Here is a 21,873-nt window from a genome sequence, read left to right on the forward strand (position 1 = left end):
TCAGAGATCCAACTGCTCGTCGAGCCAGTCGAACATCCGCTGATCCGTCAGACGCCTCGCCATGGGCTGGCAGTGGAAGTTCGCGCCCTCGGCAGCGGTGAAGGGAACCACCGTCGTCGGTCCGCCGGCGAGGGCGGCAAGCCGCTTGGATTGACCGGGCCAGAATTGCTCGCCTTCCGGATCGGTGATGAGCAGGGGAGTGGAGATCGAGCCGGCGACGTGTTCGAGGTGGTACTTCCGAACCTCGGCGAGAGTGTTGTAGTAGCCGTCGGCGAGGTACGGACGCGCTCGGAAACGCCAGATTCGGGCGCTGTCCTTGGAGAATTTCATTCCCAGCCCTATCGCCATGTCGCGGTCGAAGGCCTCCGACTTCCCCTCGTCGAGCAGCTTCTGCATGTTCTTGGGGATGTGGGCGAGCCACGACGCGGCCACGTCCACGACCCCCGGATCGGCGATCGCTGCCGCGATCCGATGCTCGAACGCCAACGACTGCGGCACCCAGTACCCGCCCTGACTGATCCCGTACATCGCCAGCTTCGACGCATCGACGTCCGGCCGGTCCACGAGATAGTCGACGACGGGCGTGATGACGGCTTCCCAGTCGTGACGGAACGGGATGTTGCGCTCGAAGAGCATCGACTGCTGACCGGGACCGTCGAACATCAACACGTTGTAGCCCCGCTCGAGCGCCCCGGCACCGCCGCTGCCCCACAGCCCGCTGATCGGGCCGTCGCTACCGTTCACCATGATCAACGTCGGCCGTCGCACGTCCCCGGGCGGCCGGAAGAAGTACCCGGGCAGGTAGGTGTCCTCGTAAGGGATCCGGACGCGTTCGACGGGCTGGGAGGTGGTGTCGACGAAGCGGTCCCACGCCTGTCGGTGACGTTTGAAAGTGGGGACCAGAACCGAATCGTCGCTGAGACCGTCGACTGCGTTGATCGCCACACCGAAGTACGACGCCGCCCGCAGGTACGCGTTGGACGCGCTTCGCGAATGCCCGGCCTCGGCTGCCTCATCGGCCTGCCCGAATACCCGTGTGCCGAGGTCGAACCAGGCCTCGTACCAGCCTTCGAGGTCCTTCTCGCCGACGTGAGCGATGGCCGAGAGCACTTCGCCGGTATCTGCCGCGCCGAAGGTGGCTTGCCCGAGAACGACTCGTAGCTCGAAGTCGAAGGACTCGTTGCGATAGAAACCAGCAGTGAACGCCTGGTGCGGATGGGCGAAGAACGACGACGCGAGAGACATGGGCACACCTTCGCTAGTTCGGGGCAGCCATTTTCAGTTGTAGTTCCAGGATCGCCCGAATCGCTTGCCGGAAAACCTGTCAGCGCGGCGACGCCGGGAGCCCGGTGGATGGCGGCCTCGACATCGCAAATGCCAGGGTGCACAACCACAACGACATTCCCAGCACCTGCGCACGTTGAGCGATACCCAGTCCGAGATTACCGCCGCCGGAGACTTCGATGCTGTTGGTCGTCAACATCCACACCGTCGCAAGGGAAGTCAGGATCAGAATGGTCAGACCCGTCGTCCGCAAAGAAGGGTGCTCGCGATACCTGAACGCTCCCACGGTGAATGCGATCATCGCGGTGAAGATCGCGAAGACCGCCACGCTGCTCGTCAACGCGTGAACATGGTGGAGCTGCGGAAGTAGACCGTCGGGTGCGCTCGACGGGCAACCCTCGCCCGAGCATTCGAGGGGGAACGACGCGTCGGCGATGGTCGCGATGCCGAACACCGCCAGCGCAATCCAGCCCGTGACGTAGAGCCTTCGCCGGGGCGTGATCAGCAGACCCAGCGCTCCGGAGATCAACATCAAGATTGCGGACAGGACATCGGCGTTACCGAAGACATCGCGGTATTTCTGGTTCTCGGCATCGAGTTCGCTGAGGAACGATGTCACCGGGTCGAGGCCGGTGTCCAGGAAGAATTCGAGAATCCACGACGAGTAGACGATTCCGCCCAGAGCCAGCGCAGCCACCAAACCCCACCGCGCAACGTTGCGTTCCTTCACGAAATCGAGCTTACGGACCGAGCAGGGCTTTCTGGACGCGTTCGGCCGCTACCAGCGGATCTTCGTGCTCCCAGACGCGGATGACGGTCCAACCCTGCTCTGCCAGACGTGCATCGGTGTCGCGGTCTCGAACCACGTTGGCGGCCAACTTGTCCGTCCACCACTGCGCGTTGTTCTTGGGAAACGTCGCATGCTGCGGGCAGCTGTGCCAGAAGCATCCGTCCACGAACACCGCGACTTTGCGGCGTGGGAATACCAGATCGGCCCGTCGGCGAACACCTTTGACAGGCGCCCGATCCACGAAGTACCGGAGTCCGCGTCGATGCAGCTCGCGTCGAAGTGCGATTTCGGGTTTGGTGTCGCGCCGACGCTGAGCGCTCATCCGAGCGCTGGTGGCAGGATCCGTCGCAGGCACCGTGGTTCTCTCAGCCGTCGGAATCGTCGCTGTCTTCGGGATCGGACCAGGTAGGCGCAAACCTGTTGCGACGCTCCACTTCACCGTGCACGACGGTCACGAAGTCGGTGAACGAGAGCGTCTGAGCTTCGGTGGGGCGGCCGTTGCGCGGCGGCGGTTCGTCGACGTCGAAGAACCGGACTGCACCATCGGGTTCGTAGAGTCCGATGTAGACCTTCTCGAAGAGGTCGTAGCGGGTGTCCTCGGCGCCGAGATCCACCCAGGCCTTTCCGGGAACGCCGACCACCGCGCGCTTGCCCCGGCCCGAGCGCTTCGAGAGCGTCGTGACGTGGTGTGCAAAAGAGGATTTGCCGGTGTCGCTGGTCTTGGTCGGGTCGCCGTCGTCGCACGTGGCGTACGGCTCGAACATGACGGCGACCAACACGCTGTACGGCTGACGCTGATGCAGAACCATTGCCTCGCCACGCAATTCGTGGTCGTTGCGGACGATGTTCTTGGTCCACCGTCCCAGCTTGCCGCTGCGGGGACTGTAGTCCTGGAAGTTGTACGTCTTGATGGAGACGCAGAGGATCAGTCCGAGAGTGGGGTCGAGTGCCTTGACGTCCAAGCGCTTTCGGCCCTTGGCGACATCGACTGTTGCCTCCTGGCCTTCACCGGACGCCGTCGGGGTGATGTTGGGATACAGCGGACGCAGAGCGTCGGCGACCGTCTGTGCCAGTTGATTGGACAGTCGCTGCGCGTAGTTCTTCTTCTCGCCGCGATCGGCGTCGGCCGGGGGTTTGTCACCCGCGAGTTGCAGTGCGCTCCAGAGTGGTTCGTGTTCCGGCTCGGAAAACAGTGTCTCCGGAAACAGGGGTTCGGGAAACAGTGAGTCCGTCATGCCGCGGCCTCGGGATATCCGCCCATCCGCTCGAGATGGCTTTCGACGTCCTCGATGAAACCGGGGATGAACCGAAGATTGCCCATGCGTGCGCGCTTGAGGAAGCCGGCGGTGGCCCGAGCCGACAGCAACCGCGTGTCTTCGAGGAAGCCGCTCAGATCCTCGTAGTCGTACTGGACCGGCCAGGTCGAGGTATGGACGCGGAAGGCCTGGCGGTTACGGCCCCAGGCCGCACTCGGCCAGGCGTCACCCGGTTCGAGTGGCGTCTCGCCCGCGGCGTCGTATTCGATGGGATCGCTCAACCGGCCACCGACCCACGACGCCATCCGCACGCTCACGGCATTGCCGACGAGCTTCCAGCGATGGCTGTGGCGTAGGCCGGGAACCTCGACGGACGGCAGCGTCCAGTCGGGATCGAAACCCTGCAGTCGCTCGGCATCGACTAGACCGGGAGTGACGATCTCACCTGACGGCAACCGGACTGCCGGCTGACTGGGGATGCCGACGGACGAGCCGCCCTTGAGCGTCGGCACGGCATTGACGGCCCATCCGAGACCGCGAGTGCCTTCGGTCCAGTAGAAGCCGCAGGGGTAGTCCGCGGGATCGCCACCCAGGCGCTCGCCGGCGTCCTGGCCGAACAGGATTTCGCGGGGATCGTCTGTGCGCGAGGCAAGCATGATGACTCGCTGGCGACGCTGGGGGAGTCCGAAGGCGCGGGCGTCGACCACCCGGTACGCCCAGGTGTATCCGAGGTCTTCGAGGGCGTCGGTGATGTGCCGCATGGCGGCGCCCTTGCCGAGCTGGAGCATGAACGGAACGTTCTCGATCAACAGCCAGCGCGGGCCCTTCTTACGCTTGACCAGACGGAACACCTCGTCCACCAGGCCTGAGCGTGCGCCGGTGATGCCTGCCGTTTTGCCGGCCTGAGAGAGGTCCTGGCAGGGGAAACCGGCGGCCACCAATTCGATGTCACTGGGCAGCGCGCGAAGTTTGGTGACGTCACCGTGCAACGGCACGTCGGCGAAACGCGAACGGAGAACTGCCTGCGCGCCCGGATCGATTTCACACAGCAGTTCGGTGTTCCACCCATGTTCCGAGAGCCCCAACTCGAGACCACCGATACCGGCAAACAAACCCACCATGCTCCGCGACGACGTCACAGCACCCTTCCTCACGAACCGACCTAGAAGCACGGTACTCGAGAACTCCGACACCGTTTGCCAACTATTCGGTCCGCGGCGTGCTCCTTACGGAAGAACCGTTGTGAAACGCCTTACATCGAGATCTTCGGGGCCGATCGAAGTCCCTAAAAGGTCCCTGATCGAAGCAATAACCCGAACCAGCGGTGCTCCGTGCCCGTTCGTCCATTACCGTGGTCGGGTGAGCATCCAACCTTCCGGTGACGCGTCCTGGCCCGCGGTATTGACCTGGCAGGCCCACAACGCTCCTCGTATGGAGTCTGTTCGTGTGCAGCTGAACGGAAATCGCATCAAGGCTTCCGGCCGGATCATCGGTGGAGCCTGCAGTGAGCACCCGGCATTCAGCGCGTCGTACGACCTGGTCACCGACGAGGCCGGCATCACCCGCCGGTTGTCCGTGCGGACCGCCCTGGCCGCCGGTGAGCGTCAGATGTCGATCAGCCGGGACGAAGAAGGCACCTGGATGGTCGAGAACGGCGCCAGTCACCAGCGCTCTGCGTTCGATGGCGCACTCGATGTCGACGTGATCCTCAGCCCGTTCTTCAACACGCTGCCCATCCGCCGCGTCGGTCTGCAGAACGACATCGAAGACGCCGAGGTGCCGGTCGTCTACGTAAACCTTCTCGACCTGCGCGTCGAGGGTGCGACCATCACCTACAGCTCCGGCGCCGACGGAATCAGTGTGCTGTCCCCGGTGTCCAGCTCGACGTTGTCCGTCGATACCGAAGGCTTTGTCCTCGACTACCCGGGTCTGGCAACTCGTATCTAGGTTTCGTATCTCTAGGTTGCGTAGTTCTAGGTTGCGGATCGCCGGATGACGCCGCCGCGTCGACCGGCGTCTCGCATCCGGTTGATCCAGTCGGGTTCTCCGGCCTGAACGTCTTCGATGTCCCACCGCTCGTGCGACTCGTAGGCGCCGCGCGCCGCGAACCCTGCGTCCACCAATCGTGCCGTCGAGCCGTTGTCGAGCAGATCGGTACGTGCACCCTGCAAAAGGTCGAGCGCCTCGTCCAGCGCGACCAGCAGGGCGTCGCGGTTGCCCTCGCACATCGCCCGCACCAGGCCAGGAGCGCTCCCGGCTACGCGGGTGCCGTCGCGAAATGATCCGGCAGCCAGCCCGAGAGCCAGTTCGCCGCCGGCAGCTCCGGTGATCGCAAGCGTTTCCGCGAGCAGGTGAGGCAGATGCGAGATTCGCGCGACTGCTCGATCGTGCTCGAGGGATTCGGCCGGCACTACCACCGAGCCGCAGTCGAGTGCAAGGTCGGCGACCTGCGACCACACGTCTGCGTCGACGCCCTCGTCGGTGGCAACGACCCACACCGCGTCGACGAACAGATCGGCATCCCCGACCGCCCAACCCGAAGCTGACGTCCCCGCCATCGGATGACCGCCCACGAACTTGGCGCTCAAGCCCGCTCGTTCGACCGCAGCCTTCACTTCACCCTTGACGCTGACGACGTCGGTGATCGGATTGTCGGGCGCGTGCGCGGCGATGGCCGCCAAGGTGGCGTCGACGGCAGGCATCGGCACGGCGATCACAATGATCGCGCCGCTTTCGTTTGCTCTCTGCAGCACTGAAACCAGATCGGTGTCGGCGTCGAAACCGTCGGCTCGGGCCGCGTCGGCGGACTCGCTGGAACGGTTGTAACCCCACGCCCGGCGGCCGGATCGGACGGCGGCGCGAAGTAGCGAACCGCCGATCAATCCGAGGCCGAGAACGCAGACTGGTGGGGCGGAATCGATCGCAGACACGAGTTCAGGTTGGCACATCGATGCTCGGACTTCACTCACTGGCACCAGGCGGGCTACCGTTGCGCCATGGGTGCACAGCGCGCGGGTAACAAGAGCGCCTCTTCGAACCAGTCGGAGGAGCTTGAAGGCTTCGGTGTCGCGGTGGTCCGTGAAGAGGGGCGTTGGACGGTCAAGGCACTGACGCCCGACGCGTTGACCTCGCTCTCGGCCGCCGAAACGCAGCTGCGTGAGCTGCGAAGTTCGGGTGCCGTCTTCGGTCTTCTCGACGTCGACGACGAGTTCTTCATCGTGTTGCGTCCGGCGCCGTCGGGCACGCAGTTGCTGATTTCCGACGCGACCGCCGCCATCGACTACGACATCGCAGCCGACGTCCTCGACGCCTTGCACATCGAGATCCCCGACATCGACCCGGACGACCTCGACGATGTCGAACCCTGGGAAGAGGGCGATCTGTCCGTGCTGGCCGATCTGGGCCTGCCGGAACCCGTGCTCGCCGTCATCGCGGCCGAGACCGATCTCTATCCGGACGAGCAGTTGGGGATGATCGCGCAGCGACTCGGGTTCGCATCCGAGTTCGGCGCAGCGCTCGACAAGCTCCCGCGCTAGATGACTCTCGCTGACGACCAGCGCATGATCCGTGCGGCCATCGTGGCCGCACGTTCCGCCTCCGACGCCGACGTCCCGGTCGGGGCAGTGGTGTTCGACGCAGACGGCGTCGAAGTTGCTCGGGCCTCCAATGCCAGGGAAGCGTCGTCCGATCCGACCGCGCACGCCGAAATCCTCGCGTTGCGTGCTGCCGCAAAAACCTACGGTGACGGCTGGCGCCTGGAAGGTGCGACGCTTGCCGTGACCCTCGAGCCATGCACGATGTGTGCGGGCGCTCTGGTCCTCGCCCGGGTTTCTCGGGTCGTTTTCGGGGCGTGGGAGCCGAAAACCGGAGCCGTCGGATCATTATGGGACGTAGTTCGAGATAAAAGATTGACCTATCGGCCGCAGGTGCGCGGCGGGGTCCTCGAGGACGAATGCGCTGGGCTTTTGGAAGATTTCTTCCGCGAGCAGCGGGCCTGAATTCGGTATTCCCCATCGAGAGTGATCGCACACTCGGGTAGCCGGATCCATCAATCGAGGGCATGGTGGAGGCAGATGCCGTCAGGGCATCGGCGGATCGTCGGAAGGCGATTCGTTCGCGTTCACAGAGGAGTACTCATGGGAATCGCAGACAAGGCTCAGAACAAGGCCGAAGACCTCGGGGGCAAGGCCAAGGAAGCTGCTGGCAGCGCTACCGGTGACCGGGACCTCGAAAACGAAGGCAAGGGCGACCAGGTGAAATCGGCCGTCAAGGATGCAGGCGAGAAGGTCAAGGACGCCGCTTCCAGCATCAAGGACAAGCTCACGTAATACCGCTCCACCTGGCGATTTCAGCCACGGGCACTCCATCCGGTAAAGTCACCAGCGGTGGCGTGTCCGAGCGGCCTAAGGAGCACGCCTCGAAAGCGTGTGACGGGTAACCCCCGTCCGAGGGTTCAAATCCCTCCGCCACCGCCAAAGCTCCCCACCTGTTCACGCAGGTGGGGAGCTTTTTTGTGCTTGGTGGCGCCTATAGTCCCGTTGCTCGGACGACGTCGGGGAATCGGTAGGTTTCATCGAGGACTGATTTGTCGGGGACATAGCTGCGAATGATCAGTCGAAATTCGTCGTGCGGAGCGGGTAGCCAGTTGGCACGAGCATCCGGATCGGTCGGCTCGTCGTGAGACAGGTGCAAGGTGAGCTTCCCGTCACGAAAGACGAGATCGCCCGCGTCGAGATTGACGGTGCCGAGGTTGACGCGGTTACCGGGTGCGTCGGCGAGCATAAATGCGTCCTTGTCGTACATGGTCAGAGACCAGAAGCCGCCGCGACTGCGGTCGACGGGTGGGAGTGCGTCTTCTGTGAAGGTCATGGTGTACCGCTCGCGGCCGTGGAGCAACGCTCCGTCGTGGTCGGTACCCCGGATGAGGTAGACAGCCTCGTGAAAGTCGTTGACGTAAATGTAGATGACGGCCGCGAGCGCCCGTCCGAACCAGTCGGTGCCCCACAGGCCACTGTTGCGTTGCCGTTGCCATCCGTTGCCTGCGTCGACCCCGGTTTGGACGTAGCTCGCCGATTGATGGAGGGCGACGTCGGCGCGGAACGCGGCGCGGTCGAGCAACGCTCGGTACGACTTGTCCGAACGATGCAGTGCGACAAGCGTCTTGGCTTGATCAGCCATCGGGGTGTCTGCTGCGCCCATGGTCGGGTTGAAATCGAGCATTGCTGCAAGATCGGTCCAGAAAGATTCCGGCTTCACCCATTGAGGTCGACTGGCGTCGGGATCGGCCGCCAACATTTCGGCGGTGACGCCCTGAGGGTAGATCGAGTTCGCGGCGTGGGCCTCGTAGCCGAAGGACCGCGGGCCGGGTCGATCCTCGCTGAACGGGTACATGCCGATCTGGTCGAGCACCGACCGCGCCTGCTGCTTGGACGCCTCGGAACGTGCTGCGAAACTGCGAGGGAAGACACCAGCCACGTTCGTCGGTGATCGAAGCACATCGAGGAAGTCTTCCGGCAACTCGCCATCCCAATCAGGTCCGACCAGAAGGAACTTTCCGCCGGGAGTGCCTGTCGCCGAACCAAGTTGGTGAGTCACATTTGTCAGCACGTCGACGATCTGGATAGTCCAGTAATGGCCGTCGGGTACCTCGGTCGGGGTCTGTATCACTGCGGTTTCGTCGGTGAGATCGGCGAATCCTGCGCCGTAGATCGTGTCGTTGTTGGGTGAGACGACCCACCGCTGCGCCGGGCTCATGTAGTCGGTGAGGGCACCTGTGTAATTTTTGGCGGCGCCTGGCAGAAGGCCGAGTTGGAGTCCGGTCTTGCCATCCATGATCTCCCACATGTTTGTACGGCCGAAGGTGTCCACAGCTGGATAGCCCCAGTAATAGACGATCCGGGCGAGGGCTTCCACGTAACTCTCAGCGGCCAGCGTTGCTGGAACTCCGGCCGATCTCGCCAGTTGAGCGTGTGCCGGCGTGAAACCTTGTGCGATTGAGTCGGTCGGGGAGTCCATGAAGTCATGGTGCCGGTGACCGTCCGCTGCATCATCACCCTTGCGGGGTGAACCGGTGAGGAAATCGAAAACCGGTTCTGTGTGCGCAATTCGAATGTTCAGGAGCGGCGGGCGATCCACTCTGCAGCGGCGGCATCGATGTCCTGCTTCAGCTTCTCGAAGAACGAAGGTGGCGGGGTGGGGATCAAATCTGCTGCGGTTGTGAGGGATCGACTGAGGGCGATCCGACGCTCGCGTAACTCGTCGTCGGTCAGGAGCGTCAGGTCCGCCATCGCGAGCTCCCTCGATCGGTGTGATTCGTGTTTCGGGCAGACCGTGCGCATCGGGATCGATGCATGATTCGATGCGCACGGCCCAGGCATTCCAGGCTGGGGGCCGGAATGCACAGTCGACTTTACCAAATGATTACTAATGGCTGTAGATGTGGCTCGCCTTGGGTGGTCGTGGAGCACTTTCACAGGGTTCTCCCAGGTCGTAAGTCCTGACAACTGTTGAAGCTGCAACTATCGTCGAGCCCATGAAAAAGATCTGGTGGATCGGCGGAGCAGTAGTTGTGGTCGTACTCGCCCTGCTCGTGGGGCCGTGGGCGTACGGGAAGTTCATCGCTGAAGACGATGCACCGGCGGCCGTGGTGTCCACTGAGGGCGCGGAGGCGGCGTCCGGATCGATCGACGGGCAATGGACCGTCGTCGCCGGGCAGGGGGACAACCAGACGGCAGCTGGGTACACCGTGCACGAGATTCTCAACGGATCGAGTGTGACCGTCGTCGGAACCACTGGCGAGGTGAGCGGAAACGCGGTTGTCGAGGGTGAAAAGCTCACTTCCGGCGAAGTAACGGTGCAGGTGGCAAGCATCAAGACCGACTCGGATCGGCGCGACGGCCAGTTCACGGGCAATGTGATGGATACCAGCACGTATCCGACGGCGACGTTCACGATCGACTCGCCGGTGGACTTGTCTGCTGTACCGACGGACGGAACAACGGCGACGGTCACGGTGTCAGGAACGCTGACGCTCAAGGGTCAGTCCAAGCCGGTGTCGGTCGACATGACCGTGCTGCATTCGGGTGATTCGCTGATCGCATCGGGCTCGATTCCGGTCACCTGGACCGATTTCGGAGTCGAGCCTCCGTCCCTCGGTTTCGTCACCGTCGACGGCAGCGGCTCGGTGGACTTCCTGGTCTCACTCGCCGCGAGCTGAATTACGTCCACCCGATTCGCACTGCTTCGGGGCGGGCAGGGAAGATTAAGGACATGACCTTCCTTTCTTCTTGTCCGCTCCGAAGGCAGTGTGCGATCTCTGCCCGGACGGAATGAACAGGTGATGCCCCGGTGGAGACCGTTCCGGACGGGCGAAGACCCCGATCCACGGTTCACGCTCGCCAATGAGCGGACATATCTGGCTTGGATCCGCACTGCAACGGCCTTCGTCGCGTCGGGCGTCGGACTCGAAGCGTTCGGCGGCGACATTCTCAATCCGACGGTTCGATCCGGCTTGGCCGCGTTGTTGCTCGTCGGCGGTGCTCTGATCGCCATCACTTCCTTTGTCCACTGGATCAGCGCCGAGCGTGCACTGCGAACTGAGCGCTCGTTGCCGGTGCCGCTCATGGCGCCGGTCGTCGGCATCGTGCTGGTGATCTGCGCGACCGTCCTGGTGGTCGAGGTCGTGAACTGATTGACCGCGCTGGAACCGTCGGAAGGTGTCAAGCCTCCGGACAAGGGCTTGCAGTCCGAGCGCACATCGCTCTCGTTCGTGCGTACGAGTCTGTCGATCCTCGGCTTGTCTGCCGCCTGTCTGAGATGGTTGCCGCCGTTCGGGTCGGTGGCCCTGATCGGCCCGTCCGTCGCTGCCGTGCTCGTCGTCGCGGTGACGGTCTACGAACGTCGGTCGCGGCCCAGGCGGTTGGCCCAGTTTTCGGCCGAAAAGGCAACGCCCGCTTTGGGTATGGGAGCAACTCTCGCGGTCGCTCTGCTCCTGCTCAGTGCGACGGGGCTGTGGATTCTGCTGAAGTGACCTCGGCTTTCGGCGCCCAGCCGGGCGGGCCGAACACGTAGCCGGCTCGCTGCCGCCACGATGTCGACGCCTTCCAATCGCGAGCAATGGCAGCATATTCGCGCGTTTGGAGCTTCCAGATGTTGTACGTTCCGACCGGCGTCGTGAGTCCGTAGGTGGGGCGGTGGGTTTCGGCTGCGAAGGTTCCGAACATCCGGTCCCAGATGATGAGGATTCCGGCGTAGTTGCGGTCGAGGTACTCGGCGTCGGAGCCGTGGTGGACGCGATGGTGTGACGGCGTGTTGAAGATGAATTCGATGGGCCGCCAAAGTTTTCCGACACGTTCGGTGTGGACGAAGAACTGGTAGACGAGGCTGACGGAGAAGCCGACGAACACCATCCACGGCGGGATCCCGAGGAACGGCAACGGCAACCACATGATGATCTCACCGCTGTTGTTCCACTTCTGCCGCAGTGCGGTGCTGAAATTGAAGTACTCGCTCGAATGGTGAGCCTGGTGTGTGGCCCAGATGACTCGAACTCGGTGTGCGATGCGGTGATACGCGTAATAGAGGACGTCGATTCCGAGCAGCAGGATCACCCAGGTGTACCAGGCAGTCGGCGAGAGGTGCCACGGAGCGAGATACACCCAGATTGCGGAATAGCCGATCAGCGCCAGCACTTTCCAGAAGGTGCTCGTTGCGATCGACACGAGTCCGAGTAGAACGCTGGTTCTGGCGTCGACGCTTCGGTAGCCGCCCTGTGCCGGCCGTGCGCGTCCGTCGGCGTCGTCGGGATGATCTTCGAGCGCACGGGCCGCGAACCATTCGATTGCGAGGAAGATGACAAACGCGGGGATTGCGAGCGTAACGGGATCATGGAGCGGTTCGAGCAGTGACTTCCATGATTCGAGAAGGGTTTCCCACACGCGATTTGTCCTGTTCTCTAGCTCTGATCGTTACATCATGCATCAAAATGTAACGTCAGGGAACCCTTTGCGGCGAAGAACTCGCAGGTTTGTTGCGACTATTCATAGAACGATGGTAGGAATTGCCGGTGCATATCACCGCGAAGGTGGACTACGCCGTGCGGACTCTGGTCGAGCTCGCGGCAGTTGGTCCTGACCCGGCCAAGGCCGAGTTTCTCGCCAAATCCCAGGTAATACCCCACAAGTTCCTGGAAGCGGTGCTCTCGGACCTGCGGCGCGGCGGCTTGGTCAACAGCCGTCGAGGCCCGGACGGGGGATACTGGCTCGCTCGGTCCGCGGACGAGATCACGATTGCCGACGTCATACGAGCTGTCGAGGGACCGCTGGCTTCGATTCGGGGTCAGCGACCGGAAGACGTCGACTACGGGGGACCGGCAACGCCCCTCAAGGAGGTGTGGATTGCAGTGCGAGTCAACCTCCGTGCTGTGCTCGAAAATGTCACACTCACCGATGTTGCAGGTGGAGAGTTGCCCGAGTTCATTCACGAACTGACGGCAGATCCCGAGGCGTGGAATCGGCGCTGATACAGCCCGGTTTCAGTGTGCCCGTCGACGCGGAACTGCCATAGGAGCAGTGTTCGCGGTGTTGCCTCCCGCGGATTTTGCGTCGTACATCAGATGATCGGCCGCAACGATTGCTCGGGAGAACTCGTTGTAGTCGAACTCTTCCTGATGTGGGATGAAAGGTAGCGTCGCTGCGCCGACGCTGACCGTGGCCAGGGGGTCGTCGGAGGCGTTCACCACGGCTTTGGGGAGCGTCGCGATTCGTTTGCGAAGTCCGTACGGAGTACCGATCATCACAACGGTGAACTCCTCGCCGCCGGTGCGCGCGGCGTAACCGAAACCGTTCACATGCGCCTGCAGGCGCGTTCCGGTCCGGATGATGACGGCGTCACCGACTTCGTGGCCGAACGTGTCGTTCACCGCCTTGAACTTGTCGATGTCGACGACGGCAACAGCAATGTCGGCACGATTTGCCGACGCGACCGACCAGATGCGCTCCGACATGTCCCACAGTCCTCGTCGGTTCAACAGGCCGGTAAGCGCATCCACTTTGGATCCCGTTGCGCGCGCGAGTAATTGCCGCCAGGTGAACTGAATCGTGGCCGGAATGAAGATCACGGCACACAGGACGACGTCCGTGCGTGCGATCACGCTGGTTGTCGAGTAGTCGCCGTTCGTCAGGCCGAGCACCGTCAGGGCGATGACAAATGTCGTGGCAAAGGCGAGATGGAAGGCCAACCAGCGGTAATCGAGAAAATAGGTGAAGTAGGCGCCGGTGGCGACAAAGAGTGCCGCGCCGAAGAGGGCGGCGTTATGGCTGGTGAAGGTGATGAGAATCGAGGCAGTTCCGAGATCTGCCCACAGTCCGTAGAGCTTGAGCATGCGTGAACCTCTGATTCGGCCGACAAACCAGAGAATCGTAGGGATCAGGTTGACGGTCGCAATGCCGACGAGCCAACTGCGCGCAAACGGTCCGTCCGGGCCCTCTCCGCTGAGGAGAAACAGGAACGCCACGATCGAGAAATTGAGTGAGCAGAACCCGATGGTGAGACGGACGAGACGTAGTACGGAGCCTCGTCCGGACTTCGATCCCCACAGCATCACCGTGGACGAAACCGGCCAGGTGTGCAGGAGCGGGTCCATCAGATTCCTTCGCCGAGCAAATTACGGTTAATTCACCGCAAAGTATGTCAGGCCATGTTGATTCACGCGTCAACTTGGCAGGGGGCGTCAGGCGGTGGAGTTGCTCGCAACTCTCTCTGTCGCGCTGTTCAGGCATTTGCCGTGCGTGAGTGTGAGGTACGCCTCGAGTTTCCGTGCCGTGTGTTCGATCGCACAATATTGCAGACCTCTGCAAAGTTGCAGAGCTCTGCAAGTTCGGTACCGTGTTGGGGTGATCATCGAACAAGGCCTTCGTGACCGCAAGAAGGCAGCAACCCGTGCCGCACTCAGCGGCGCGGCAGCACGGCTCGCTCGTGCGCTGGGGATCGAATGCGTCACCGCTGACGCAATCGCCTCCGAGGCCGGAGTGTCGACGAGGACGTTCCACAACTACTTCTCCAGCAAGGAGGAGGCAGTGCTCGCCAGTTTCGAGGAATCGGTGAACCTGTGGATCGAGGCGCTTGCGTCACGGCCCGCGGACGAACCAATTCTCGACGTCCTCGAAGAACTTGTGGTCGAAATCGTGAACGACTCAGGTCCGAGTGGGAGTGAGAAGGCAAGTATCTGGCTGCTGTCGGATTCGAGTCCCGCGCTCTACCGGGATGCCGCAGACATGCATCAGCGGATCAACCGTGCAGTCGTTCAGGCATTGGCGGAACGCACCGGTACCGACGCCGAGAAGGACCTGTACCCGACGCTCCTCCTGGGAGCGGTGGGCGGAGCCGCTAAATCGGTGATCGACGTCTGGACTGGCGGAAAGTCGGAGGCTTCCAGTCCGGAAGAGTTGGTTCACGACGCTTTTCGGCAGATTCGTGCCGGGTTGCCCGCGCCGCCGCCTGCCCCTGAGATGTCGCGTCCCTGAGATGTCTCGTCTCTGAGCCCCACACGTAATACCTGTCCACGTACACGCACCGAAACAGCAAGGAGCCCGTCGTGGCCACCTATCTTTATCGGATCGGCAAGTTCGCCTACCGGCGAAAAGGCGCGGTCCTCAGCGTTTGGCTGATAATCCTGGTCCTGATGGGCGTCGGGGCAGCGACTCTGTCCGGCCCCACCAAGGACTCGTTCTCCATTCCGGGAACCCCGGCGCAGCAGGCGCAAGACCTGATGGCGGAGCGTTTTCCCGACGCGCCCAATCCTATGGATTCGTTGAGCGCGCGATACGTAGTGCAAGCTCCGGCAGGCACGACGCTGGCCGATCCGGCGAACGTCAAGGCCATGGACGACATGCTCGCGAGTATTCGTGGCATCGACAAGGTCGCCGACTCTGCCAAGGTGGACCCGGCGACTGTCACTCCGGAACAGGCCGCGAAGGCGTTGGTCAATCCGGTTACCGGCAACGACTCCATGGTTGCGATGTTCAAGGAAAAGGCTGCTGCGGCTGGAACTTCCGAGACACAGGCCGTGGACGACGCGCGTGCGTTGTCGCCGCTCAGTGCCGACGGCACAGTCGGGTACGTCGAGGTTCCGTTCAGCGGTGACTTCGCCGATCTCGATCAGGCGTTGCGTGATTCGATCAACTCCGCAGCCGATGTCGGTCGGGCCGAGGGACTCAACGTCCAGGTCAGTGGTTCTGCTGCTCAGGAAGCGGAGATGCCCGGTGGTGTCACCGAGCTGATCGGTATCGCCGTTGCCGCAGTCGTTCTGGCCATCACGTTCGGTTCGCTTGTGGCCGCGGGGCTTCCGCTCCTCACCGCGATCATCGGTATCGCTATCGGCAGCCTCGGAATCACGGTTGCCACCGGATTCATGGATCTCAGTTCGATGACTCCGACGCTGGCGATCATGATCGGTCTGGCTGTGGCGATCGACTACTCGCTGTTCATCATGTCCAGGTTCAGGCATGAGCTCACCCTTACCGACAACCGTGCCGAAGCAGCAGGTCGCGCCGTCGGAACCGCCGGTTCCGCAGTGGTATTCGCTGGTTTGACGGTCATCATCGCGCTGGTTGCATTGCGCGTCGTCGGCATCCCGTTCCTCTCCGATATGGGTGCGGCAGCGGCCTTTACCGTGCTGATCGCGGTTCTGATCGCCTTGACCTTGCTGCCTGCGATCCTGGGTATGTTCGGACGCAAGGCTTTTGCCGGCAAGATTCCCTTCCTCAGCAAGCGCGCTGAGGAGTCCGAAGACGAAGATTCGGGCAAGCCGAAGTTGGCTCTGCGCTTCATCAGTGCCGTCGTCCGTCGTCCGCTGGTGCCGCTGATCGGTGGAGTAGTGCTTCTGGGCGCATTGGCTCTGCCCGCAACGGGATTGAGCCTGGCACTGCCGTCGGAGGCCACCGGTGACCCGGCGACCAGTGCGCGTCAGGCATACGACCTGATCGACGAGGGCTTCGGTGACGGTCGCAACGGACCGCTCATCGCCGTTGTCGACGCCAAGGATGCCAGCGTTCCCGCCGGGGAGGCCTTTGCGGAGGTCGTCTCGACCATCTCGGGCTTCGATGACGTCCAGAACGCACAGGTCGTCGGGGTCAACGAGGCCGGCGACACCGCGCAGGTACTGATCACTCCGAAGAGTGGTCCGACCGACCCCGCCACGATGGATCTGGTGTCCAGCCTTCGTGGAGCCGAAGGCGGACTCAACGATTCGATCGGCGTCAGCTACGGCATCACCGGTCAGACCGCACTCGAAGGCGACGTCTCGGACACGCTGAAGGATGCATTGGTGCCCTACCTGGCCGTCGTCGTCGGCCTTGCATTCATCTTGTTGCTCTTGGTGTTCCGTTCGATCCTGGTTCCGCTGACGGCGACGCTCGGCTTCCTGCTCAGCGTGCTCGCGACATTCGGTGCGACGGTGGCGATCTTCCAGCACGGTTGGTTGGGCATCATCTCGAACCCGCAACCACTCGTGAGTTTCATGCCGATCTTCCTGATCGGTGTGGTGTTCGGACTCGCGATGGACTACCAGGTGTTCCTCGTGACGCGTATGCGTGAGGAGTACGTCCACGGCGCGAGCGCGAAGGAGGCCGTGACCATCGGCTTCAACCATGGCGCCCGGGTCGTCAGTGCGGCCGCGGTCATCATGATCTCCGTGTTCGGTGCCTTCATCGCGGAACCGAACTCGTTCATCAAGTCGATCGGCTTCGCGCTTGCCGCGGCGGTGTTCTTCGACGCCTTCATCGTGCGCATGGTGATCATCCCGTCCGTCATGGCACTGCTCGGCGACAAGGCGTGGTGGTTGCCGAAGTGGCTGGACAAGATTCTGCCGAACGTCGACATCGAGGGCGAGAAGCTCAGCAAGGCCCTCCGTGAAGAAAAGGAAGCGGAGCTTCAGTCCGCATCTGCTTGATCTCTGCTGTGCGCCTTTATTAACCCCCCGCGGTTAATAAAGGCGCACAGCAGTTTTTGTGTATCGAAATATCCAGCGGCACATGTCGGCCAGGATTGGTAACCTTCGCTCACTATGCTGATCAGGCTGCTGCGCACTTATCTGATGCCGTACCGGGGTGAACTCACGGGCGTTGTCGTCCTGCAGTTTATTTCGACTATGGCGGCCCTTTACCTTCCGAGTCTCAACGCCGACATCATCGACAACGGCGTGACGAAAGGCGACACCGGCTACATCCTCTCCACCGGCGGGATGATGCTGATGGTCACGCTCACGCAGATCCTGTGCTCGGTGGGTGCCGTCTTCTTCGGTGCGCGAGTCGCCATGGGCGTCGGACGCGATCTCCGGGCTTCGGTGCTGCATCAGGTCGGGACGTTCTCGGCCCGAGAGGTCGGGCACTTCGGTGCGCCTTCGCTGATCACCCGCAACACCAACGACGTCCAGCAAGTGCAGATGATGGTCGTGATGAGTTGCACCATCCTCGTCATGGCGCCGATCATGTGCGTCGGCGGCATCATCATGGCTCTGCGCCAGGACCTGAATCTGTCCTGGATCCTGGGGATCAGCGTCCCGCTGCTCGTAGTCTCGATGGGTTTCCTGATTGCCCGGATGGTCCCCGGATTCAGGGTCATGCAGGGCCGCCTCGACGCCGTCAACCGTGTTCTTCGCGAACAGATCACGGGCATCCGCGTCGTCCGAGCGTTTGTACGGGAACCGTACGAGGTAGAGCGTTTCGGCGATGCCAACCGTGAGCTGACGGAGACTGCACTCGGCGTCGGCCGCCTCATGGCACTGATGTTCCCGCTCGTGATGCTGATCAGCAATGTCACCAGCGTCGCGGTCATCTGGTTCGGTGGCCATCAGATCAACGAGGGCTCGATGCAGATCGGCTCGCTCACCGCGATGCTCAGCTACATCATGCAGATCCTGATGGCCGTCATGATGGCCACCTTCATGGCGGTGATGCTGCCGCGTGCGTCGGTGTGCGCCGAACGTATCTCCGAGGTGCTCGACACGGATTCGTCGGTGATTCCGCCCGAGAACCCGGTCCGAGAACTGAAGGACCCGGGAGTCGTCGAACTTCGTGGCGCTCAGTTCCAGTTCCCCGGAGCCGAGGAACCTGTATTGCGCGACATCACGTTCCGTGCCGAACCCGGCAAGACGACGGCGATCATCGGCGGCACCGGATCGGGAAAGACCACTCTGCTTAACCTGATTCCGCGTTTGATCGACTCCACCTCCGGATCGGTATCGGTGGGAGGAGTCGACGTCCGCGACATCGACACGGAACTGCTCTGCTCGGTGATCGGTCTCGTCCCGCAGAAGCCGTATCTGTTCTCGGGCACTGTCGCCACCAATCTCCGCTACGGAAACCCCGAAGCTACCGACGAATGGCTGTGGGAGTGCCTCGAGATCGCCCAAGCTGCCGACTTCGTCCGCGCCATGCCTGAAGGCCTGGACACACCGGTGGCACAAGGCGGTACGACGGTATCGGGCGGTCAGCGTCAGAGACTCGCCATCGCCAGAGCGTTGGTGCGTAAGCCACAGATCTATCTGTTCGACGATTCCTTCTCGGCACTCGACCTCACTACTGATGCGAGGCTGCGTGCGGCGCTCCGGCCGGTCACGCAAGACGCCTGCATCGTCGTTGTCGCGCAGCGCATTTCCACCATCGTGGAAGCCGATCAGATCATCGTGCTCGACGACGGCGCCATCGTGGGGATCGGCACGCACGACGAACTCGTGGTCAGTTGTCCCACCTACGGCGAAATCGTCGCCTCTCAGCTAGCCGTACAGGACGCATCATGAGCAATCGACCGACTTCCTCGCCTCCCATCGGCCCGCCCGGCGGCGGCGATCCCACAAAGAAGGCCATGAACTTCGGCCCTTCGCTCAAACGTCTCCTCGGTCGCTTGAGCCCCGACAAGCCGATCGTCGTCCTGATCTTCGCTTTGGTGACCGCAAGCGTCGTACTTTCCTCGATCGCGCCGAAGATCCTGGGAAACGCCACCAACCTGATCTTCGACGGCATCGTCAGCAAGCAACTCCAGCCGGGGACGACCAAGGAACAGGCTGTCGAAGGATTGCGCGCTTCGGGGCAGGGTCAGCTCGCCGACATGGTGTCCGGCATGGCAGTTGTGCCTGGAACCGGAATCGATTTCGACGCCGTCGGCAAGGTCTTGATGATCGTGCTGCTGCTGTTCGTCTGCGCGTCGCTGTTCAGTTGGCTGCAGGCGTATCTGCTCAACATCGTGGTCCAGCGAACCGTTCGTCGTCTGCGTGAGGACGTCGAGCAGAAGATTCACCGACTTCCCTTGCGGTACTTCGATACCCATGCCCGCGGTGATGTTCTCTCACGCGTGACCAATGATATCGACAACGTCGCGCAGAGCTTGCAGCAGACGCTCAGCCAGTTGGTCATGTCGGTGATGACCGTCCTGGGCATTCTGGTGATGATGCTGTGGATCTCACCTCTGCTCGCCTTGATCGCGGTGGCAACTGTTCCGCTGTCGATCATGGTGACGGCGTTTATCGCGAAGCGTTCACAGAAGCACTTCGTGGCGCAGTGGAAGAGCACCGGCGGAATCAACGCGCAGGTCGAGGAAGCATTCAGCGGCCACGAGTTGGTCAAGGTGTTCGGTCGCCAGCAGGAGGTCGAGGAGCGCTTCCGCAAGCAGAACGAGGATCTGTACGAGTCGAGTTTCAAGGCGCAGTTCATCTCCGGTCTGGTCATGCCGGCCGTGATGTTCCTGGGCAACCTCAACTACGTCGCCATCGCAGTGGTGGGTGGCATGCGCGTCGCATCCGGAACGATGACGCTCGGCGATGTGCAAGCGTTCATCCAGTACTCGCGGCAGTTCACCCAGCCGCTCACGCAGATAGCGTCGATGACCAATCTGCTGCAGTCCGGCGTCGCTTCGGCCGAGCGGGTCTTCGCGCTGCTCGACCAAGAGGAGCAGTCGGAGGACCCGAAGAGTGCGAAGTCGCCCACTGTCGACAAGGGTCGCGTCAAGTTCGAGAACGTCACCTTCAGTTACAAGCCGGAACAGCCGCTGATCGAGGATCTGTCCCTGACTGCCGAGCCGGGTCAGATGGTTGCGATCGTCGGACCCACCGGCGCAGGCAAGACCACCCTCGTCAACCTCATCCTGCGGTTCTACGAACTCAATTCGGGCCGAATCACTTTGGACGGCATCGACATCGCCGACATGACGCGAGACGATCTGCGCTCACGGATCGGCATGGTTCTGCAGGACGCATGGCTGTTCGGTGGAACCATCCGCGAGAACATCGCCTACGGCAAGCCTGGTGCCACCGACGAGGAGATTCGTCGTGCGGCCGAGATGAGCTACGTCGACAAGTTCGTGCACTCTCTGCCTGAGGGTTACGACACGGTCATCGACGAGGAAGGCAGCAACGTCAGTGCGGGCGAGAAGCAGCTCATCACTATCGCCCGCGCCTTCATCTCGCAGCCGTCCATCCTGATCCTCGACGAGGCGACCAGTTCGGTGGACACGCGCACCGAACTGCTGGTCCAGAGCGCCACCGCGGTTCTGCGCAACGACCGAACCAGCTTTGTCATCGCGCACCGTCTTTCGACAATTCGTGATGCGAACCTGATCGTGGTGATGGAGGAAGGCCGGATCGTGGAGCAGGGGAGCCATGAGGCTCTGCTCGAATCCCGCGGCGCGTACTTCCGTCTGTACAACAGCCAATTCGTGGGCGCGGAGAACTGATGCCTCAGTAGACTGGAGCAGACTTGGTCCGCTGGGTGGACCACATTCTGTGTACTGGAGGCGCTCGGCGATGCATTCGTTGCTGGGGAAAGCGCGCCTGATACTCGATTCCTTCGATGCGGATTCGGGTGCGCTGTCGCTGACCGAACTTGCGAATCGGAGTGGTGTTGCGAAGGCGACGGTGCATCGAATAGCCGGTGAACTGGTGTCTCTTGGTCTACTGGAACGGGTCGGAACCAAGTACAGGTTGGGGTTACGGCTCTTCGAACTGGGGCAGTTGGTTCCTCGTCAACGTATTCTGCGCGAGGTGTCCTTGACGTATGTGCAGGATCTTCACGCGGCGACCCGGGAGACGGTTCACCTCGCGATTCGCGACGGCCTCGATGTTCTGTACATCGACAAGATCTCCGGTCATCACGGGGTGGACCTGCCGTCGCGGGTGGCTGGCCGGCTGCCGATGTATGCCACGGCAACCGGCAAAGCGATACTCGCGTACTCACCGGATTCCGTTTTTCGAGCGGTGACAGGCAACGGATTTGTCGAGTTCACCGATCGGACGGTGAACTCGGAAGACGGGTTACGTAGGCAACTCGACGCTGTTCGTTCGCAGCAGTTGGCGGTCGAGACCGAGGAGGTTCGCCTGGGAACATCGAGTATCGCTGCCCCGATCTTCGGTGGACTTGGTGAAGCAGTTGCCGCGATCGGTGTGTCGAGTCCGCGGTATCGAATGGATACCGAGCGTTTTGCCGAACCGTTGCGCGCGGCGGCCGAAGGGATCAGCCGGAAGGTATCGGTTCTCGAACGCTCGGCATAACCGTT

At 62.3% G+C, this 21,873-nt stretch carries 23 protein-coding genes and 1 tRNA gene; 14 read left to right on the forward strand and 10 right to left on the reverse strand.

Annotation, left to right across the window (positions count from 1 at the left end; all coding sequences use genetic code 11):
• The 5 genes from G9U53_RS12250 to dcm form a co-directional block, all read right to left on the reverse strand.
• Window positions 1-1,245 (reverse strand): prolyl oligopeptidase family serine peptidase, encoded by a 1,245-nt coding sequence (locus G9U53_RS12250; RefSeq protein ID WP_054827395.1) that lies wholly within the window; start codon window positions 1,243-1,245, stop codon window positions 1-3.
• 79 nt (window positions 1,246-1,324) lie between these two features.
• A complete protein-coding gene (locus tag G9U53_RS12255) occupies window positions 1,325-2,014 on the reverse strand; it encodes a DUF998 domain-containing protein (protein ID WP_007731663.1) in 690 nt (229 codons plus the stop codon).
• A gap of 10 nt (window positions 2,015-2,024) precedes the next feature.
• Window positions 2,025-2,429 (reverse strand): very short patch repair endonuclease, encoded by a 405-nt coding sequence (locus tag G9U53_RS12260; protein WP_042921136.1) that lies wholly within the window; start codon window positions 2,427-2,429, stop codon window positions 2,025-2,027.
• Between the two features lie 10 nt (window positions 2,430-2,439).
• The gene (locus tag G9U53_RS12265; RefSeq protein WP_165638732.1) at window positions 2,440-3,309 is read right to left on the reverse strand and encodes a hypothetical protein; all 870 of its coding nucleotides are present in this window, start codon (window positions 3,307-3,309) and stop codon (window positions 2,440-2,442) included.
• Window positions 3,306-4,451, reverse strand: coding sequence for a DNA (cytosine-5-)-methyltransferase (gene dcm / locus G9U53_RS12270; RefSeq protein WP_030535749.1), 1,146 nt, complete (start codon window positions 4,449-4,451; stop codon window positions 3,306-3,308). Before dcm ends, G9U53_RS12265 begins: the two co-directional genes overlap by 4 nt.
• Before the next feature lie 238 nt (window positions 4,452-4,689).
• Here dcm and G9U53_RS12275 point away from each other — a divergent pair, with 238 nt between their 5' ends.
• Window positions 4,690-5,277, forward strand: a complete 588-nt coding sequence (locus G9U53_RS12275; RefSeq protein ID WP_073512852.1) for a putative glycolipid-binding domain-containing protein — start codon at window positions 4,690-4,692, stop codon at window positions 5,275-5,277.
• Window positions 5,278-5,303: 26 nt separating this feature from the next.
• On the opposite strand, the gene G9U53_RS12280 is transcribed toward G9U53_RS12275, so the two are convergent.
• Window positions 5,304-6,278 carry a prephenate dehydrogenase gene (locus tag G9U53_RS12280; protein ID WP_165638770.1) on the reverse strand — a complete coding sequence of 325 codons (975 nt, stop codon included), beginning with the start codon at window positions 6,276-6,278 and terminating at the stop codon, window positions 5,304-5,306.
• A 48-nt stretch (window positions 6,279-6,326) separates the two neighbouring features.
• Between G9U53_RS12280 and G9U53_RS12285 the strand changes: the two genes are divergently transcribed.
• The 4 genes from G9U53_RS12285 to G9U53_RS12300 all read left to right on the forward strand — a co-directional run bounded on the left by G9U53_RS12285 (window position 6,327) and on the right by G9U53_RS12300 (window position 7,805).
• Window positions 6,327-6,866 (forward strand): tRNA adenosine deaminase-associated protein, encoded by a 540-nt coding sequence (locus G9U53_RS12285; RefSeq protein WP_003943823.1) that lies wholly within the window; start codon window positions 6,327-6,329, stop codon window positions 6,864-6,866.
• Window positions 6,867-7,328 carry a nucleoside deaminase gene (locus G9U53_RS12290; RefSeq protein WP_003943976.1) on the forward strand — a complete coding sequence of 154 codons (462 nt, stop codon included), beginning with the start codon at window positions 6,867-6,869 and terminating at the stop codon, window positions 7,326-7,328.
• 138 nt (window positions 7,329-7,466) lie between these two features.
• Window positions 7,467-7,658 carry a CsbD family protein gene (locus G9U53_RS12295; RefSeq protein ID WP_003943869.1) on the forward strand — a complete coding sequence of 64 codons (192 nt, stop codon included), beginning with the start codon at window positions 7,467-7,469 and terminating at the stop codon, window positions 7,656-7,658.
• Window positions 7,659-7,714: 56 nt separating this feature from the next.
• Window positions 7,715-7,805, forward strand: a tRNA-Ser gene (locus tag G9U53_RS12300).
• Window positions 7,806-7,857: 52 nt separating this feature from the next.
• On the opposite strand, the gene G9U53_RS12305 is transcribed toward G9U53_RS12300, so the two are convergent.
• Entirely contained in the window at window positions 7,858-9,345 is a 1,488-nt protein-coding gene (locus tag G9U53_RS12305; protein ID WP_242692526.1) for a DUF1254 domain-containing protein, read from the reverse strand.
• 98 nt (window positions 9,346-9,443) lie between these two features.
• Window positions 9,444-9,617, reverse strand: a complete 174-nt coding sequence (locus G9U53_RS12310) for a hypothetical protein (protein WP_003943953.1) — start codon at window positions 9,615-9,617, stop codon at window positions 9,444-9,446.
• Window positions 9,618-9,862: 245 nt separating this feature from the next.
• On the opposite strand from G9U53_RS12310, the gene G9U53_RS12315 reads away from it, so the two are divergent.
• From G9U53_RS12315 to G9U53_RS12325, 3 genes are all read left to right on the forward strand, one after another.
• The gene (locus G9U53_RS12315) at window positions 9,863-10,546 is read left to right on the forward strand and encodes a YceI family protein (RefSeq protein ID WP_003943876.1); all 684 of its coding nucleotides are present in this window, start codon (window positions 9,863-9,865) and stop codon (window positions 10,544-10,546) included.
• Window positions 10,547-10,669: 123 nt separating this feature from the next.
• Window positions 10,670-11,020, forward strand: a complete 351-nt coding sequence (locus tag G9U53_RS12320) for a DUF202 domain-containing protein (protein WP_003943804.1) — start codon at window positions 10,670-10,672, stop codon at window positions 11,018-11,020.
• Window positions 11,021-11,359 carry a DUF202 domain-containing protein gene (locus G9U53_RS12325; protein WP_003943794.1) on the forward strand — a complete coding sequence of 113 codons (339 nt, stop codon included), beginning with the start codon at window positions 11,021-11,023 and terminating at the stop codon, window positions 11,357-11,359.
• Here G9U53_RS12325 and G9U53_RS12330 read toward each other — a convergent pair.
• Complete coding sequence (locus G9U53_RS12330) at window positions 11,325-12,266, reverse strand: sterol desaturase family protein (RefSeq protein ID WP_003943902.1); 942 nt, start codon at window positions 12,264-12,266, stop codon at window positions 11,325-11,327. The two genes, G9U53_RS12325 and G9U53_RS12330, sit on opposite strands and share 35 nt — an antisense overlap.
• Before the next feature lie 128 nt (window positions 12,267-12,394).
• Here G9U53_RS12330 and G9U53_RS12335 point away from each other — a divergent pair, with 128 nt between their 5' ends.
• Entirely contained in the window at window positions 12,395-12,850 is a 456-nt protein-coding gene (locus tag G9U53_RS12335) for an Rrf2 family transcriptional regulator (RefSeq protein WP_003943908.1), read from the forward strand.
• 12 nt (window positions 12,851-12,862) lie between these two features.
• Here G9U53_RS12335 and G9U53_RS12340 read toward each other — a convergent pair whose 3' ends face one another.
• On the reverse strand, window positions 12,863-13,972 hold the full coding sequence (locus G9U53_RS12340; protein WP_003943790.1) for a GGDEF domain-containing protein: 1,110 nt from the start codon (window positions 13,970-13,972) through the stop codon (window positions 12,863-12,865).
• 250 nt (window positions 13,973-14,222) lie between these two features.
• Between G9U53_RS12340 and G9U53_RS12345 the strand changes: the two genes are divergently transcribed.
• The 5 genes from G9U53_RS12345 to G9U53_RS12365 all read left to right on the forward strand — a co-directional run bounded on the left by G9U53_RS12345 (window position 14,223) and on the right by G9U53_RS12365 (window position 21,868).
• Window positions 14,223-14,852 carry a TetR/AcrR family transcriptional regulator gene (locus G9U53_RS12345; protein ID WP_007731646.1) on the forward strand — a complete coding sequence of 210 codons (630 nt, stop codon included), beginning with the start codon at window positions 14,223-14,225 and terminating at the stop codon, window positions 14,850-14,852.
• A gap of 71 nt (window positions 14,853-14,923) precedes the next feature.
• Window positions 14,924-17,278, forward strand: a complete 2,355-nt coding sequence (locus tag G9U53_RS12350) for an MMPL family transporter (protein WP_058038202.1) — start codon at window positions 14,924-14,926, stop codon at window positions 17,276-17,278.
• A 114-nt stretch (window positions 17,279-17,392) separates the two neighbouring features.
• Window positions 17,393-19,126: an ABC transporter ATP-binding protein gene (locus G9U53_RS12355; RefSeq protein WP_054188631.1), complete on the forward strand. Its 1,734-nt coding sequence runs from the start codon at window positions 17,393-17,395 to the stop codon at window positions 19,124-19,126.
• On the forward strand, window positions 19,123-21,054 hold the full coding sequence (locus tag G9U53_RS12360; RefSeq protein WP_165638734.1) for an ABC transporter ATP-binding protein: 1,932 nt from the start codon (window positions 19,123-19,125) through the stop codon (window positions 21,052-21,054). Before G9U53_RS12355 ends, G9U53_RS12360 begins: the two co-directional genes overlap by 4 nt.
• Window positions 21,055-21,124: 70 nt before the next feature.
• Entirely contained in the window at window positions 21,125-21,868 is a 744-nt protein-coding gene (locus G9U53_RS12365) for an IclR family transcriptional regulator (RefSeq protein WP_007731643.1), read from the forward strand.
• The last annotated feature ends 5 nt before the right edge of the window (window positions 21,869-21,873 follow it).

The sequence above is a fragment of the Rhodococcus sp. D-46 genome (assembly GCF_011290655.1).
Taxonomy (GTDB): Bacteria; Actinomycetota; Actinomycetes; order Mycobacteriales; family Mycobacteriaceae; genus Rhodococcus_F; species Rhodococcus_F qingshengii.

Bases quoted from the DNA above. Each gene is read 5' to 3' on its own strand.
- G9U53_RS12250 (WP_054827395.1), bottom strand. From the start codon at position 1,245: ATGTCTCTCGCGTCGTCGTTCTTCGCCCATCCGCACCAGGCGTTCACT.
- G9U53_RS12265 (WP_165638732.1), bottom strand. From the start codon at position 3,309: ATGACGGACTCACTGTTTCCCGAACCCCTGTTTCCGGAGACACTGTTT.
- dcm (WP_030535749.1), bottom strand. From the start codon at position 4,451: ATGGTGGGTTTGTTTGCCGGTATCGGTGGTCTCGAGTTGGGGCTCTCG.
- G9U53_RS12280 (WP_165638770.1), bottom strand. From the start codon at position 6,278: ATGTGCCAACCTGAACTCGTGTCTGCGATCGATTCCGCCCCACCAGTC.
- G9U53_RS12285 (WP_003943823.1), top strand. From the start codon at position 6,327: ATGGGTGCACAGCGCGCGGGTAACAAGAGCGCCTCTTCGAACCAGTCG.
- G9U53_RS12290 (WP_003943976.1), top strand. From the start codon at position 6,867: ATGACTCTCGCTGACGACCAGCGCATGATCCGTGCGGCCATCGTGGCC.
- G9U53_RS12295 (WP_003943869.1), top strand. From the start codon at position 7,467: ATGGGAATCGCAGACAAGGCTCAGAACAAGGCCGAAGACCTCGGGGGC.
- G9U53_RS12305 (WP_242692526.1), bottom strand. From the start codon at position 9,345: ATGGACTCCCCGACCGACTCAATCGCACAAGGTTTCACGCCGGCACAC.
- G9U53_RS12310 (WP_003943953.1), bottom strand. From the start codon at position 9,617: ATGGCGGACCTGACGCTCCTGACCGACGACGAGTTACGCGAGCGTCGG.
- G9U53_RS12315 (WP_003943876.1), top strand. From the start codon at position 9,863: ATGAAAAAGATCTGGTGGATCGGCGGAGCAGTAGTTGTGGTCGTACTC.
- G9U53_RS12320 (WP_003943804.1), top strand. From the start codon at position 10,670: ATGCCCCGGTGGAGACCGTTCCGGACGGGCGAAGACCCCGATCCACGG.
- G9U53_RS12340 (WP_003943790.1), bottom strand. From the start codon at position 13,972: ATGGACCCGCTCCTGCACACCTGGCCGGTTTCGTCCACGGTGATGCTG.
- G9U53_RS12355 (WP_054188631.1), top strand. From the start codon at position 17,393: ATGCTGATCAGGCTGCTGCGCACTTATCTGATGCCGTACCGGGGTGAA.
- G9U53_RS12360 (WP_165638734.1), top strand. From the start codon at position 19,123: ATGAGCAATCGACCGACTTCCTCGCCTCCCATCGGCCCGCCCGGCGGC.
- G9U53_RS12365 (WP_007731643.1), top strand. From the start codon at position 21,125: ATGCATTCGTTGCTGGGGAAAGCGCGCCTGATACTCGATTCCTTCGAT.